Here is a 14,622-nt window from a genome sequence, read left to right as displayed (position 1 = left end):
ATATGAATGCAAAACTAACCTTTTCACAAGTCATCATCCTGGCCATGACGTTGCAGTACGGCATTATTTCGTTCGAAATGCCGCGCCTTCTCGCTGAGCAATTCGGCTATAACGGGTGGATATTCTTATTCGGTTTCGGTGCGATGAGCTCCTTAAACCTATGGCTGATTGCTTTAGTCTATCGATACGGCAAAGGCGCAAGTATTTATAAGATCGCGAGCCGCGTGCTGCCCTCCGGTATTGTGGTTGCTCTCTTCAGCTTGCTTACTCTACTATGGACCGTAATAGGTGTCCTTATCAGCAAGCAATTTTTGCTTATATTGCGCTCCACATCGTTTCCGACGATTAACCCGCTCTACCTGTATCTCTTGCTCGGAGTACTCGTTCTATTGCTGGTGAGCAAAGGCATCATCAGTATCGCTACGTCTACCGTGATTTTCTTCGCTTGTATGTTTTGGCTGCTTATCCTGGTACCGCAAACGTTGATCAATCAATTCAGCTTTACCCGATTCACACCTTATATGTTCAAAGATACAGCGTTTACCTTTCAGGGTATTCTTCACATCTATTTTGCATTTCTAGGCTTCGAATTGAGCCTTATGCTATTTCCCTATTCAGGGAAAAAAACTCGCTTAATGCTTGGTTTTCAAATCGGGAACTTCTTTGTGACGCTGCTATATTGTTTTATTGCGTTCTTAACCTTCAGCTTCTATAGCTTTGAACAGTTGAAGCAGCTCGTTTATCCGTCCTTAAATACGTTATCTTTTATCCGCTTCCCGTTCGTGCAGCGCGTAGATGATTTCATCTTCAATCTCTTCCTGCTGCGAGCCCTAATAATAAATAGCATGTATCTTTGGGCGGCGCTTGAATTAGTCAAAAATATGATCACATCCGCAAAAAAGCGGATTATTCCGTATTTGGCATTGGCACTTCTAGCTGCGGCCGTCGTGATGTGGAATCGCGGTGATTTGCAGAAGACCGAACGATGGCTTCACTACGTGGGAATTACGGAAATCGGAGTCGCGTTTCTGCTGCCGGCGTTGCTGCTCATTCTACTTTATATCTATCATTGGAAGGGGCGGCAAAAACATGGTTAGACGAGGATTCATGCTGCTTCTGCTCCTCCTGCTAACAGGGTGTATCAAAGAACAAAAGCTTGAGGACCTGGGTATGGTAAACAGTGCTGCAATCGATGCAGCAGAACAAGAGGACGGCACCACAAAAAGCAAGAAAATCACCGTTGCCGTCGCGATTCCCCGGATTGGCCCCGGAGGGCAGACACTAGTGACCAATTTGCAAACGGAATCGGAGTCTACGAAGGAAGCGCGCCGCAAGCTTTCACTCAAAACGAGCCAAATTCTCGTCTCTGGTCAGCTTCAGAATTTAATTTTCGGCAATGAACTTGCAGCAACCGGAATATGGAAATACTTAGATTCCTACCGCCGGGACTATTCGGTTGGGGAAAAGATCCGTATCGTCATTGCGAATGGGAGCGCGGTTAAATTACTAACCCATCAATACCCTGGCATCCCCTCTATTAGCGATCATATCAGCGCACTCGTCGAGCAGGAAGGTAAAATAAACGAAGTGCCTCCCGGCGGCCTATACGAATTTGTGCGCGATTATTACGATGACGGCATCGATCCGATCCTGCCAATCATTGCGCAGGAGAAAGACTATGTCGAAATCGACGGGATCGCACTGTTTAGTGGCGACAGCTACAAGGGTAAGATGGGATCCGACCAAGCAGTTCAGTTCTTAATGCTGCTTAAGAACATAAAGAACGGCGAACTGCTTATCAAATTCACCAATAGCGTTACCGGCTCGCAAGAAAGAGCCATGCTCTCTCAATTGATTACGAAACGCTCGATCTCCGTCAATAAGGCCGGATCCTCGCAAAAGGTCACGTTAAACGTCCGAGTGAGCGGTGTAATCCTCGAATATGACGGCAAACAGCATTTGGAGAAAGACAACCCATTCACGCAGCTGGAGCAAGATATGTCGAAGTCGCTGCGCGAAGAATTGCAGCTAATCGTTACCCGGCTGCAATCGCTAGGCACTGACAGTTTAGGTGTCGGCATCGCTGTACGGAACAGCATGTCTTATGAAGACTGGAAGCGCCTCGATTGGAAAACCATTTATCCTGAAGTGCCTGTCAAGGTTAATGTCCAAATCAAAGTCCGAGATGCGGGGATGATTGAATCCTAAACAATATAAGCAGGAACAAGGATAGCAATAAGTTATCCTTGTTCCTTCGCATTTCTATGAAATGATTATTCCGCCCAAGTTCATTCCCTCTACGTAGAAATCCTCCGGCGACACCGGACCGTTCATCGAAGTAATCATCAGCTGCTCCCCGGGAAGCAGCGTCAAATAATTACGATCCAGATGGATAAGCTGACTGGCATCACGCTGGATCACATACACGCCAATGGCAGCCATCTCTGACATATTAGTCAATATAAGCTGTTCCGGCCGGTCGCCTTGCCGCAGGCGAACCTCCGCCGCGGGCAGTCTTCTCAAAGGCTCAAGAGGACAAGCGGCATTCACGGTAAACAGATACTCATTCGTTGCAATCTGTTGATTATGCTCGTCGCATACAGCCAATCGCAAGATCAGCAATGAGCCGGGCACATCCTCCACTTGCCAATCGAGCTTGCCAACATAACCGTTCAAGCGACCGACCTCAGCCAAAAAGCGCTGGCTTTGAAGCACCGAGCCGTCCGCCTGCACGAGCTGTGCATCCACTGCAAAAGGCACGAACTGCTGATCCGCCCGATCCGCATGCAGGAAAATTTCGCTGCCAAACGAATCGCCTATACGGTAAGAAAGGCGATCATATTGTACAGATACATGCAAACCGCCAAACACTTTCTTCATGGCATAGTAAACCGGCTTTGGCATCCCGTCATATTCAAGCATGGAGGTATTGGCATTATTGGCGAACGGTTCATTGCCCATCCAAATAATAAAGCCCGATGATCGCGGCTCTCTTCTACGTGTCGCCTCCGCCATGTACCGCAGCGATTCCAGCTGCAAATATCGGCTGGCCTGACAGTACTGCTCCAGCTCATCCCGCTCCTTATCCCAAGGACCAAACATATCGCTGAGCTGCTCCCACTGAATCCACCATGCGCCGCGGTGCAGCCAATAGGCATTTTCCCTTGTAGGTGGCCAGGAAGACATACGATCAGCCAGCCCGCGAATACGCTCCACCCTTGAGGTTCCGGGCGTTCCTGTCTCCGTCTGCACCAAGCTGTCATTGTGATTGAAGAATCGATAGTGGTTCTCTTCCCCCAGATAGAGCCATGGTCCATGGACATCATGATGAAGTCCTTTGTCGAACTCCTCTTCGGTCGCACCGAATCTCGGGCCGGATGCGCTTGACGGGAAGAACGCACGACCGGGGTCCAGCTCTTCCACCAGCTTCTTCAGCATCGCAATATTCCCGTGTCTCTCGTCTATAGGCGAAAAATTCTCCCACATCAGCTCATTGCCGCCGCACCATGCCATCAAACTTGGATGCGAGCGCTTCTCGATGACGGCCGCCCGCGACACACGAGCCAGCTCTTTCAGGAATACAGCATTATCCGGCGGACAATTGTTCAGCCCGCTTGAAGACTGCAGAAACTCCTGCCAGACGAGCAGCCCATTACGGTCACAGTACGCGTAGAAGTCTTCCTTCTCCGTAATCGCTCCGCCCCAAACTCGAAGTACATTCACGTTCATCGCCTTGAATCGACCCAGGTAATGCGCATAATCTTCGCTCGTTACGCCACCGAAGTAAGGTGAAATCGGCACCCAGTTCACGCCATTCAAGAATACCCGCTCACCGTTCACCAGCAGCGTATAAGGCAGCGCACCCGCAGGGGAATCCTCGTTCTGAACAAACCGAAGCGTGCGAAAAGCTACTGTCTTCCCATCTGCCGCACATACTCGGCCTTCCTCATCATAAACCGTAATCCTCGCCTGATAGATTGGCTGCTCCCCATAGCCATTCGGCCACCAGAGGCGGACAGCTTCGATGGACATTTCATGCTCGATTCGATGTATGCCGCCGCGACGCAGCTCATAGGTATTCTTGGCACTATGTAAGATTTCGCCTGCTGCATCGACGAATTCACAAGCCAGCGTGTAGCTGCCCGGCAGCCAAATCTCAGCTTCCACCCCATACTGCACCACGCCGCCCTCACCTTCCTCGGCAGGAACAGCCTTCGGATAGAAATCAATCAGCTTCAGCGCAGAATAAGTCCGCAAACTTACATCCTTCCATATCCCAACCGGTACCATGCGGGGGCACCAGTCCCAGCCGTAATTGAACCGCGACTTCACCTTGCCGATCTCATTCGAGTAGCCGATCTGCCCATCCACCTCAGGACTCGGCAGGAATATAAGCTGAAGCCTGTTCTCGTTTCCCGCCCCTACACGGAGCTTAGCCGCAACATCAATTGTTACCGGTAGAAACATCCCTTCGAACGCGGCAATTTCCTCGCCGTTAAGATAGATGAATCCACCGTAATCCAATCCTTCGAACACCAATTCGCAGCGATCCAGCACCCAGCCTTCCGGCACTTCGAACCTTCGCTCATACACCCAGTCCCGATGGTTCACCCACTCCAGCTCCATGCTGCGCAAGCCTTCGTTCGGATCGGGCAGCCAGCCTGCCGCGATTAAATCTCTTTGCACGGCCCCCGGAACTACAGCCTTAACTGCCGGGAGCATCGGATTGATTGCAAAACCCAGCTCCATGCTCATGCCGAGCTTCCACTGATTGCGATTCCATCCCGTCACTGTCCATTCCGTGCCGCTAAGCAAGATGCGATTAGTCATAAACAAGCCCCTCCCGAGAGTTCGTGTTCAAAGCGGAACGGTTGTCCGCCTTCTTCTGCCGCTAGAATGAAACATGGAAAAGGCGGGACAATGCCCCGCCCGCCTTCTCGCTTCCCTTACTTGCCTGCTGTAAACGCTGCATATTGCTTATTCAATTCGTCAACGATGACTTGTCCTCCTGCTTCTTTGGCCGCATCCACAGCAGATGCGAATCCTTTCGAGGAATCCAGTACGCCGAGTCCGAGCGGCTTCAGAATATCGGTTTCGATCGGCGTCGCTTTGGCAAGCTCGGTCTTAATGGAATCGGTGTTGGCTACAAAGCCATCGTACGGAGATGCCGTAAAGTTGTTCGCATCACGCGCATAATCGAACCATTTCTTGTCGTCCGGCATCATGGTAACGGAAGTACGAACAAGCGTCGGTCTCCATGTCAGCACGTAACCTGGGAAAGAATAGCCGCTGCCTTCTACGGTTTCATACTGATCGTCGCCGACCGCTTTCCAATGCTTGCCTTCAATGCCAAGCTCAAGCAGGTCATGATTCTCTTTCACGGATAGCCAGTCGGACAGCGCAAGCACTTTCTCCGGATGCTTCGAATTTTTGTTCACTACAAGGAAGTTCCATTGTTTAAAGTCGGAATAAGGCTTCGGCGTACCCAAGTTATATGCCGGTACGATTTCCAGCTGCGCGCCCGGAAGCTTCAGCGCATCCAGATACTTCTTGCCTTCCTCGCCGTCTGCAACATATTTGATCGCAGCGAACTTGCCCAGATTGAAGAGCGAAGGAGCATTCTCTTCTTGGGCGATATTATTGGAGAAGATGCCGTCTTTATAGAACTTCGTCATTTTCTCCGTAAAGGATTTGTATTCCGGTACATCTGTCAGCGCCGTAATCTTGCCTTCGGAAGTGCCGACGAAGAACGATACGCCGATCGGCATGTATTTGTTCAGCGCTTCCCACGAAGTTTCGGAGAAGTAGTTCTCCCAAAGCAAGCTGGCATCCATCGCGTTCATGCCGAATGGCGTGATGTCCTTCTCATTCTCTTTCACTTTATATAAGAAAGCTTCCATATCCTTCAGGCTCTGGATTGGACCTAATCCGTATTTCTCTCTAAGGTCTTTACGAATGACGAAACCGTTGATTTTCCCTTGCGCGATCCCAAGCGGAATACCGAAAATCTTGCTCTCAAACTTGTTCGCGTCCCACATTTGCTGCGGAATCGCCTTTACCAGATTCGGCGTCTTTTCGCTATTGATGTAGTCATCGAGCGGAATGATCGAGCCGCTTGTTATCATTTGGTTCATATGCAGCCAAGGCGCATCCAGGAACATATCGAAATCTTCACCTGCGGATGCTTTAACGGAGACAAGATCGCCATAGTCCGACCATGGAATAAATTGAATGTTTAATTTCACGCCGACGTTGTCTTTCGCCAGCTTCTCGTTCACTGCCGAGAGCACCGTGTCGAAATCCTGCGGGGTATCTCCGGGGAATAACCCTTTTACCTCTACCGTTTCAGCCGAACCCTTATCTTCTGCCGGTGCGTTCGCATTCTTTGCTTCAGCTCCATTAGATGCAGCAGGCGCATTGGCTTCATTATTACCGCCGCAGCCCGAGAGCGAAGTCGCAATCAAGATCAGAATCGTTACCATGACCAGCATCGTCGTATGTTTCTTGAACCTCTTCGTAGTTGCAATCATCGCGAAATCCCCCTCTAAGATATATACGCTAAACTGAGCCTAAACCCAGCAACAGCCGCCTGTCTAGCCTTTAATGGCGCCAATCGTCAATCCTTTGACAAAATACTTCTGGAGCAGCGGATACAGCATCACGATCGGCCCGATCGTGATAAGCGTCGTCGCCATTCGAACGGCGAGACTTGGAAAGTCCGTTACATAATTCGCACCAGCCGGCATCAGCCGCTTGGATGCTTCGATGTTCGAGATCAAACGTCGCAGCACGAGCTGCAGCGGAAACTTACTGTCGTCGGTGATGAAGAGCAGACCCATAAACCAATCATTCCAATAAGCCAGTGCAAGGAACAGCCCCACGGAAGCGATAATCGGCTTTGACACCGGAACAATAATGCGGAAGAACACCGTCAGCTCGTTTGCGCCGTCTATACGTCCCGCTTCTTCCAGATCATCCGGAATCGTCCGGAAGAAACTTACCATGAGGAAAACATAGAAAGGCTGGACTGCAATCGGCAGAATAAGCGCCCACAACGAATCGGACAAGTGAAGCCAGTTGGACATCAGAATATAGAACGGCACCATGCCGCCTTGGAAGAGCATCGTGAAGTAGACGTAGAAGCCGATGCCGTTACGCAGCGGATTCCGCCTGCTCGCGATGGAGTAGGCCAGCATGGAACTGACGGTTAGACCGATCAAGGTACCGGTAATCGTTATGAACGCGGTGACCATATAGCTGGACTTTATGACCGGCGATCTCAGAACCGCTTCATAAGCAGCCGTTGACAGCTCCTTCGGAATTAGCGAGTAACCGCTTAACAGCAGCTCCTTCTCCGTGCTGAGTGAACCTGCTACCATGAGCCAGAACGGAATGAGGCAAAACAAGGCAAACAAGGCGATAAATAAGTAAGAGATCAGTTTAAAGGTTTGATCGCCGCGGCTTTCTTTCATGTTGCATTCTCTCCTTCTTTAGAACAGTGCGGAATCTCGTGAGAATCGCTTCACGATGCCGTTAGCAAGCAATACGAATAAGAAACCCATCACCGACTGGAACAAACCGACCGCCGAAGACATACCGAAATCATGCAGCTGTCTCATGGATCTGTACACGAAGGTGTCAATGACATCCGTAGTCGGGAACAAGATGGAATTGTCTTGAATAATCGCGTAAATCATTCCGAAATCCGCGTTGAAGATCCGACCGACCGCAAGTAAGATCAGAATGGAGACGGTAGGCGTTAACAACGGAAGGGTAATGCGCCGCATGATTTGGAAGCGGGAGGCACCGTCAATTCTGGCTGCTTCGTACATATCCTCGGGTATGCCGGAGATGGCGGCTAAGTAGATAATGGCGAGATAACCCGCTCCTTGCCAGACGCGGATGACGGTTAAGATGTACGGCCACAGCTCGGCATTGAAATACCAATTGACTTCAGGCAAGTGAAGCGACGTCAGCCAATGGTTCAAGGTAGGCTCCTGCCCGCCGAGGAAAGCATTCACAATCATGCTAATGACGACCCAGGACATGAAGTAAGGCAGGAAAATCAGGGATTGGGAGACCCGCTTAAACCATTGCACGCGGATTTCGTTTAACAGCAGTGCAATTGCAATCGCGAACACGGTCGTTGCCCCGATGAATAAAGCATTTAGAAACAGCGTGTTCTTCACGACGAGAAACAGCTTATCCGAGGATAAGAAAAACTCGAAGTTCTTGAACCCCACCCACTCGCTTCCCAGTATGCCTTTGGAAATATTGAAATTCTTGAAGGCAATGAGTATTCCGTACAAAGGAACATAGTTGAATAGAAACAGGAACAGCATCCCGGGCACCGCCATCAGAAATAAGAACGGGCTCTTCTTCATCGTCTTCCATACGTTAGCGTACATGCTCATCGTTTCCTTTCGTGCAGCACTCATTGTGTCTGACCTCATCGTTTCGGTACAACCACAGCCTATCAATTCAGCCATCCCATGAATATTGCCGGGATGAGCAGATTTATCTTAATTGCACGGATAACCGCATCTGAAAAAGACAGATTCATCAGATAAACGCAGATCATAAAACGAGACTCATAAGAAATACTAGGCTTTCGCATTAGCCGAATACGATTATGCTATAATTAGCGCTAGCATAACAGCCTACGGAGGGGAAAGAACTTGGCGCGCAAACGACTCTTATTACGCCTACAGAACAGACAAACCTACTTGCGTATCCTGCTCTATTTTGTCAGCATCAGCTTAGGTGCAATGACGATCAGCACATTCTCGATCTACACCATGTTCTCTCGCTCGGCATCCGGGGAAATCGGCGATCACTCCGTTGTATTAATGAAGGAACGCGCCGGTATCGCCTCCTCTTTGCTCGAGTCCACCGCGACTTATGCGATCAACTGGAGCCGAAATACCGATTTCGAAACCTATGCCCTGCAGAACTTCAATGACGCCTATCGAGACAATCAAATCTGGATGAAGCTCAAGGATGTGCTGAAATACAATCCTTTTATTGACTCCGCTTACATTGTAAACGGGTATACGAATCTAGTACTGACTTCCAATTACGGACTGCTGCCGATAGAAGGCTTCTGGGACAAAGAGGTGCTCGCCAACATTCGCGCGACGGACAAGGTGTATAATGTGTCGTTTCTGCCGCGTCAGCTCGCGAAGTTTCCGATTGGCCATCCAGCGCCTAAGAACCTGCTGTCTATCATTATTTCGTATGAAACGAATCGCTCCATCTCTTCCTTCGTCTTAAACGTCGATATGAAGAAGCTCCATTCTTACATCGGCAATGAATTCCAAAGCGGCGGATCCGCGAATGAAATCGCGTTCTTCGATGAGCACCGGCAGCTCGTAACAAGCACCAATGCACAGCCGCTGTTGCAACAGCTCCCGGTCCTATCAAAACCGGCTGAAGGTTGGACCAACGTGGATATTGGCGGCGATGATTACTTGCTCGCGTATGTCGATGTTCCTTTCCAAGGCATCAAGGGTTGGACGATGACAGAACTCATTCCAAAGAACAAACTGTTCAACCATTTACATCTCCTGCGCAATTTAACGTTTGTGTTCTATGGAATATTCTTCTTAGCCCTGCTTATCACCATCTGGCGGTTGTCACGGCGCATTTACTCCCCGCTCGAAGAATTAATTGCGGATGTGAAGAAGAACCATGCCAGTCATAGCCTCACGCAAGAGGATTCGAATCAGCAGACCGATAATGAACTCTCTTATTTGTCCCAAATCTTTAATCGACAGAAGAGCCAGTTGGGCCAGCTGTCGAACTATTGGCGGGAAAATCGGCTTGCCTCCAAGGAATCCGTACTAAGAGAACTGCTGCTTCATCCGGCGGAGAATCAATCCAATCGCATTCTTGAGCGGCTGAGGGAGCAGGAAATCTCGCTGAACCCGGGTCGGCTGTGCGCTGCCATATTCCGGATCGACCATTACGCGGCATTCTGCGAATCGAATAACACGCGCAGCCAGCGTCTGATCAAATATGCGATGCAAAATATCGTCAAAGAGGATCTTGCGTCTCTCTTCGTTGAAACCGCCGGAATGGACGACGATCATATCGCAGCTGTCTTCAACCTTGAAGATGATCAAGAGCCCGCTGATCTGCTGCCACAGCTCGATCAAATTCAAGCTCATTTCAACCAGTATCTATCATTATCAAGCACGGTCGTGATCAGTGGCATCTGCAATTCCTTCAACTCGCTCCATAGCTCGTATTCAAATGCACTGGAACGCTCGAACGAGCGGTTTAAGAGCGGCAGGAGGCGGATTTTCTTCCTGGAGGCGCAAAGCGAGGCTGCAGCTGACTATATTTATCCGGAAGAACAAGAACGTGCCGTATTGGCTGCGCTGAGATTGGGGCATCAAGAGGAATGTATTTCCCATCTGGAGCAGTTTGTTAAACATTTGGCGCCTTATTCCTACTCCGAGTCAAGACTTGCTTTAACGCATTTCATGATTAACTTGGGCAAGACCGTCCGGCAAATCAGGCATGATTACAGCGATCCTCATCTGTGGAGTCTCACGCATATCGAGATGCAGTTAGACAGTTTGGAGACGATTGATAACGTCATGGAATGGCTGCATTCCGTTATCGCATCCGTGCTGGAAACGAATCAGAATGCCAAATCAAACCGTCATTCCAAATTAATGCATGACATTCGCACGATCGTCGAATCGAATATCGGCAATGTGAATCTCTCCTCCAAATTCGTAGCCGATGCACTGGGAATGTCGGTTCCATACTTAAGACCGTTATTCAAAGAAATCATGAATCAATCGTTATCCGATTACATTACGGGGCTGCGGCTGGAAGAGGTCAAACGGCAGCTTGTCGAGACAAACCGCACGGTTGAAGATATTTCAAGGAATGCCGGATTCTCGGCACTCAATTCCTTCTATGCGATCTTCAAGAAAAATTACGGCATCACGCCCGCACAATATCGAAAAGAGAACCAGGCTATGCGAGATGACAGGGTTACAGGATAACAAAGAAAAGGATACAGCCAGGACGACATCGTCCCTGCTGTATCCTTTTTCTTCATTAATTGATCGTAATTTTATCGAGATTACCTGCTGTAATAAAGCTGCCGCCCATCGTGGAAGCATCGTCGGCATCGATTTGAATCTTAATCGTTCCTTGAACGGCTCCGTTCACCGTAACCGTGCTGAATGTATTCCAGCTTCCGGTCGGCGGCAGTACGATCTGCGCCACATCCACGCCATTCACATATAGACTAGCTCGTCCAGTAATAGTGGAGCCATTCGCATAACGAACCGTAAGACTGCTGCCGCTCGCTGCTCCGGTGAACGTCAGCGAACCGCCTTGGTAGAAGCTTCCGACGATCTGTCCGCCGGATGCGCCTCCATTCGTGAAGATTGCAGCCCCGCCTGCCAGCGCAGCTGCCTCCGCCTCGAAGCTGCTTTGACCGCCGCCTCCGCCAGTGCCGGACACCGTGATTTTGTCAATGTTGCCCGCAGTCGTAAAGCTTCCGCCCATTGTCGCCGCATCGTCGGCATCAATCTGAAGCTTAACGGTTCCGCCTACGGTGACATTCACCGTAACCGTACTAAACGTATCCCAGCTTCCGGTCGGCGGCAGCGTCACTTGCGCGACATCCGTGCCTCCCACATATAAGCTTGCCTTTCCTTGTACAGTCGAGCCGTTCGCATACCGAATTTGTACTGAACTGCCGGACGCGACATTGGCAAAGCTGATTGCGCCGCCCTGATAGAACGAACCGGCAATCTGCCCACCTGAAGCATAACTATTCGTATAGGTTGCTACCCCTCCGGTCAATGTTGCGCTTTCCGCCTCATAATTGCCTGACGGTGGTGTAGGTGACGAGTAAGCCTTCCATGTTGCCGCCAGATCGACCGGTCTTAAGAAATGATAGTTTCGTCCTCCTGCATTGTTAAGCATAATCGCCTTCGCAAGCGCAGCATCCTCAGACGGATCTCCCGAGTGGCCTCCATCTCCAACCGAAACAACGACGAACGCAGGCGTTCCTGCAGCGGTGTGGTCCGCTACATATTTGGCGGCATTGGCAATCTCTTGCGGTGTTGCCGTAGATTGCGTGGAACCGCTAATGGTCGTGTCCGGGATTTGACCGATGGACGACCAAGAAACCGGATTTCCGTTCGTTGCCCCTTGATAGCCGCGAATGGAGAAGTAAGGATTAATCGTGGTAATGATGTTATTCGCCGCAGCCGAGGTGTCAAAATAGTTCATCGATCTGAACAGTCCATTGGAATTGCTCAGATAATCTTTATACGCGGTTGTGAATGCCGTTTCGCCTGCGGCCGTGTTCGGCGCGCTTCCATCATTGTAATTGGCAATCAGCTCATAGTTGTTATTGTAATTGTTCGCAGAGAGCCACTGCAGCTTCTTCGGATACAGATCAAGCAGCATCGGCGGCAATGACCAGCCCATAGGCACTTGTCCTTTATATCCGGAATTGCGCCAATAGTTGTGATGGTTGTACTCCGCAATGCTCAGGTTGTCGCCATCGGTGACGTAGAAGGCAACGTAGACGCCGTTATTGTCGATGGTCGACGCTACCGGAGCAGCCGGCGCTGTAATGGCCGCGGGATCGGATGCGTATGAGCTATGGACGGAGTAATTCGCACCATCGAGGAAGGTGAAGAAATAACCGCGGTCCTCGATTTCCTGCAGCTCCGAAAGCTCGCCGTTAATCTCGCCCAGTACCGGTGTACCAGCAGGGTAATTGGTCGTATTCAGCAAGCTCGCGACCTCAGCCCTCTCATTGGTTTTATTAGCGTCAAGGCTATAGATGAACGCTTTGCTCGCCACAAAATAGTCGAAGGTCATCGGAACAAGCGCCGGACTTCCGCCCCAATACTTGAAACCATGTTTGGCTACGAATGCTTTTGTCGTATTCGCATTAAAGTAGTTCGCTTTCGCCCAGCGGAATGCGTCGATTTCATTCGCAAAGCCTCGTGTATCCGCAAGCGATGTATACGTCTTGCCCTCCGTTGTTGACAAATAGCTCTGAATAGCCGAAGACAACGGAATCGCATCGGTTTGCGCCGCTGCCGTAATCGCCGCCATTACCGCACTGTCATTGACAGTCGTGGACAAGCTTGGGTATAAGACGCTTCCTTTAATATAAGATGCGTAATTTTGCACCAAGTAGCTGAGTACCGGGAACCGCTTGGATTGATTCAAGGTCGGGTACGTCTTCGTACCGGGTACGAGCCCATCATCAAGCGCCCACTGATCTGTCGCAGGCGGATTCCAGATCCCCGTCCATTTCTGCGGCGCGTTCACCAAGTAGATTTTCGTACTGCTCGTACGATTGACGATGCCTTGAATCGTCGTGATTGCCAGCAGCGCCTCCGTGGATTCCCACGAATGCTCGCTCTTATCCTTCGTAATGTCCAGAACAACAACGGCCGATGTCGGCGGCATTTTGGGCAGCTTGGCCGTGTAGCCGGCAGCTTCAGCTTTCGAGCCTTGATCTACAGTAAGACTAAAACCAAACAAAGTGAACACCATGGAGCAGGCCAATAAAACAAGCGTCATTTTCTTCTTCATTGTTATTCTCCTTTGTGATTCATAGAGTTGGTCCATACGTCCAATACTTTCTTCCCTCCATGCACCGCCCTTCTGCATCTGCCAAAAAGTTGCTATGTATACGCTTTCACAATCACATCATAGTTTTTCTATGGCATTCGCAGCAACTCTGTTTTCCATAGATTCATCATTTTTCCGAAGCTCTTCTACTACGAATAACACGGTTTATGGCGGTGGATGCATAAAAAAGCCGAGAAAGTCTCATAGACTCTCTCGACACGCGTTCGTTAACCTATCCCTGCAAGAACCAGCGTAAGTACACAGAGCAGTACATTGACAACCATAACGACTAGCTGTGTAGGTTTTCGCTTCACTGCTGCAATGAATGAAGCGAGCGAATCGTTCCGCAGGTTCTGTTCCAGGTAGCTTTTGCAAGAAATTTGAAAAATCCCTGCAACCGTCAAGCTGTTTGCCCGCATGATCAGCCATAATCCCGGGTTCCACGCTCCAAGCACGATTAGCATTGGGGCAATAAGGACAGCCATATGATAGAAACCGATTTGCTGCTTGAATTGGTAAATGACGAAGTTCCAATTCCACAGGGTGTAGGCAATCGCCCAATAGATCATCGCTTCGTTTGTCGTGACGTAATACGTTCCGAGCCACTCTCCTTGAAGCACGAAAGATGAACCTAACAAGGCGATGCCTGAGATCACGTTGTAATAGCTTCGATTCTTGTAATCGGTCAGTGCCGCTTCCAAGATATTGAGGCGCAGCAGCCACACGATGGTCGGGACGAGCCAGTTGTCGGGGAAGAAACCTAAGAAGGTCACGACAACCAATATTCGGCCGATCAGCAGCGTGGAAAGCTTCATCTTTTCAAAGAAATCAGCCTTCAAGACCAATAAAATAACGATCGGTACGACGACATTAATAATACCGTTCCCATAAAGCGGCGAGAATGCGGTGATCACCGTTCCACCGACGATTACAGCCAGAATAATTTCAAATAGAATGGATTGCGGAAGTGGTGCCGGCTTCATCGACATCTGA

The 14,622-nt window shown here is 49.8% G+C and carries 9 protein-coding genes; 3 read left to right on the top strand and 6 right to left on the bottom strand.

Annotation, left to right across the window (positions count from 1 at the left end; translation table 11 throughout):
* Nucleotides 1-2 precede the first annotated feature (2 nt).
* Both BM412_RS04680 and BM412_RS04675 read left to right on the top strand, forming a co-directional pair.
* A complete protein-coding gene (locus BM412_RS04680; RefSeq protein WP_091214568.1) occupies nt 3-1,097 on the top strand; it encodes a GerAB/ArcD/ProY family transporter in 1,095 nt (364 codons plus the stop codon).
* Nucleotides 1,090-2,208 (top strand): Ger(x)C family spore germination protein, encoded by a 1,119-nt coding sequence (locus BM412_RS04675; RefSeq protein WP_091214565.1) that lies wholly within the window; start codon nt 1,090-1,092, stop codon nt 2,206-2,208. Before BM412_RS04680 ends, BM412_RS04675 begins: the two co-directional genes overlap by 8 nt.
* A 54-nt stretch (nt 2,209-2,262) precedes the next feature.
* Here BM412_RS04675 and BM412_RS04670 read toward each other — a convergent pair whose 3' ends face one another.
* The 4 genes from BM412_RS04670 to BM412_RS04655 all read right to left on the bottom strand — a co-directional run bounded on the left by BM412_RS04670 (nt 2,263) and on the right by BM412_RS04655 (nt 8,438).
* Nucleotides 2,263-4,830, bottom strand: a complete 2,568-nt coding sequence (locus BM412_RS04670; protein WP_091214562.1) for a glycoside hydrolase family 2 protein — start codon at nt 4,828-4,830, stop codon at nt 2,263-2,265.
* Between the two features lie 116 nt (nt 4,831-4,946).
* Complete coding sequence (locus tag BM412_RS04665) at nt 4,947-6,530, bottom strand: extracellular solute-binding protein (RefSeq protein ID WP_091214559.1); 1,584 nt, start codon at nt 6,528-6,530, stop codon at nt 4,947-4,949.
* A gap of 63 nt (nt 6,531-6,593) precedes the next feature.
* Nucleotides 6,594-7,472 (bottom strand): carbohydrate ABC transporter permease, encoded by an 879-nt coding sequence (locus tag BM412_RS04660; RefSeq protein WP_091214555.1) that lies wholly within the window; start codon nt 7,470-7,472, stop codon nt 6,594-6,596.
* An 18-nt stretch (nt 7,473-7,490) separates the two neighbouring features.
* A complete protein-coding gene (locus tag BM412_RS04655) occupies nt 7,491-8,438 on the bottom strand; it encodes an ABC transporter permease (RefSeq protein ID WP_256256116.1) in 948 nt (315 codons plus the stop codon).
* Nucleotides 8,439-8,678: 240 nt separating this feature from the next.
* On the opposite strand from BM412_RS04655, the gene BM412_RS04650 reads away from it, so the two are divergent.
* Nucleotides 8,679-11,021 (top strand): helix-turn-helix domain-containing protein, encoded by a 2,343-nt coding sequence (locus BM412_RS04650; RefSeq protein ID WP_091214552.1) that lies wholly within the window; start codon nt 8,679-8,681, stop codon nt 11,019-11,021.
* Nucleotides 11,022-11,076: 55 nt separating this feature from the next.
* Here BM412_RS04650 and BM412_RS04645 read toward each other — a convergent pair whose 3' ends face one another.
* Together BM412_RS04645 and BM412_RS04640 are read right to left on the bottom strand one after the other, a co-directional pair.
* Nucleotides 11,077-13,590, bottom strand: a complete 2,514-nt coding sequence (locus BM412_RS04645; RefSeq protein WP_177245662.1) for a carbohydrate-binding protein — start codon at nt 13,588-13,590, stop codon at nt 11,077-11,079.
* A 266-nt stretch (nt 13,591-13,856) separates the two neighbouring features.
* Entirely contained in the window at nt 13,857-14,618 is a 762-nt protein-coding gene (locus tag BM412_RS04640; RefSeq protein WP_091214547.1) for a hypothetical protein, read from the bottom strand.
* Nucleotides 14,619-14,622 lie beyond the last annotated feature (4 nt).

Origin of the sequence: Paenibacillus sp. BC26, from assembly GCF_900116125.1 — a bacterium.
Lineage (GTDB): Bacteria > Bacillota > Bacilli > Paenibacillales > Paenibacillaceae > Paenibacillus_Z > Paenibacillus_Z lignilyticus.
Note: the sequence above shows the minus strand (reverse complement) of the source record. Positions and strands in the feature narration are given on the sequence as shown.

Bases quoted from the DNA above. Each gene is read 5' to 3' on its own strand.
- BM412_RS04675 (WP_091214565.1), top strand. From the start codon at position 1,090: ATGGTTAGACGAGGATTCATGCTGCTTCTGCTCCTCCTGCTAACAGGG.
- BM412_RS04680 (WP_091214568.1), top strand. From the start codon at position 3: ATGAATGCAAAACTAACCTTTTCACAAGTCATCATCCTGGCCATGACG.
- BM412_RS04660 (WP_091214555.1), bottom strand. From the start codon at position 7,472: ATGAAAGAAAGCCGCGGCGATCAAACCTTTAAACTGATCTCTTACTTA.
- BM412_RS04655 (WP_256256116.1), bottom strand. From the start codon at position 8,438: ATGAGTGCTGCACGAAAGGAAACGATGAGCATGTACGCTAACGTATGG.
- BM412_RS04665 (WP_091214559.1), bottom strand. From the start codon at position 6,530: ATGATTGCAACTACGAAGAGGTTCAAGAAACATACGACGATGCTGGTC.
- BM412_RS04670 (WP_091214562.1), bottom strand. From the start codon at position 4,830: ATGACTAATCGCATCTTGCTTAGCGGCACGGAATGGACAGTGACGGGA.
- BM412_RS04640 (WP_091214547.1), bottom strand. From the start codon at position 14,618: ATGTCGATGAAGCCGGCACCACTTCCGCAATCCATTCTATTTGAAATT.
- BM412_RS04645 (WP_177245662.1), bottom strand. From the start codon at position 13,590: ATGAAGAAGAAAATGACGCTTGTTTTATTGGCCTGCTCCATGGTGTTC.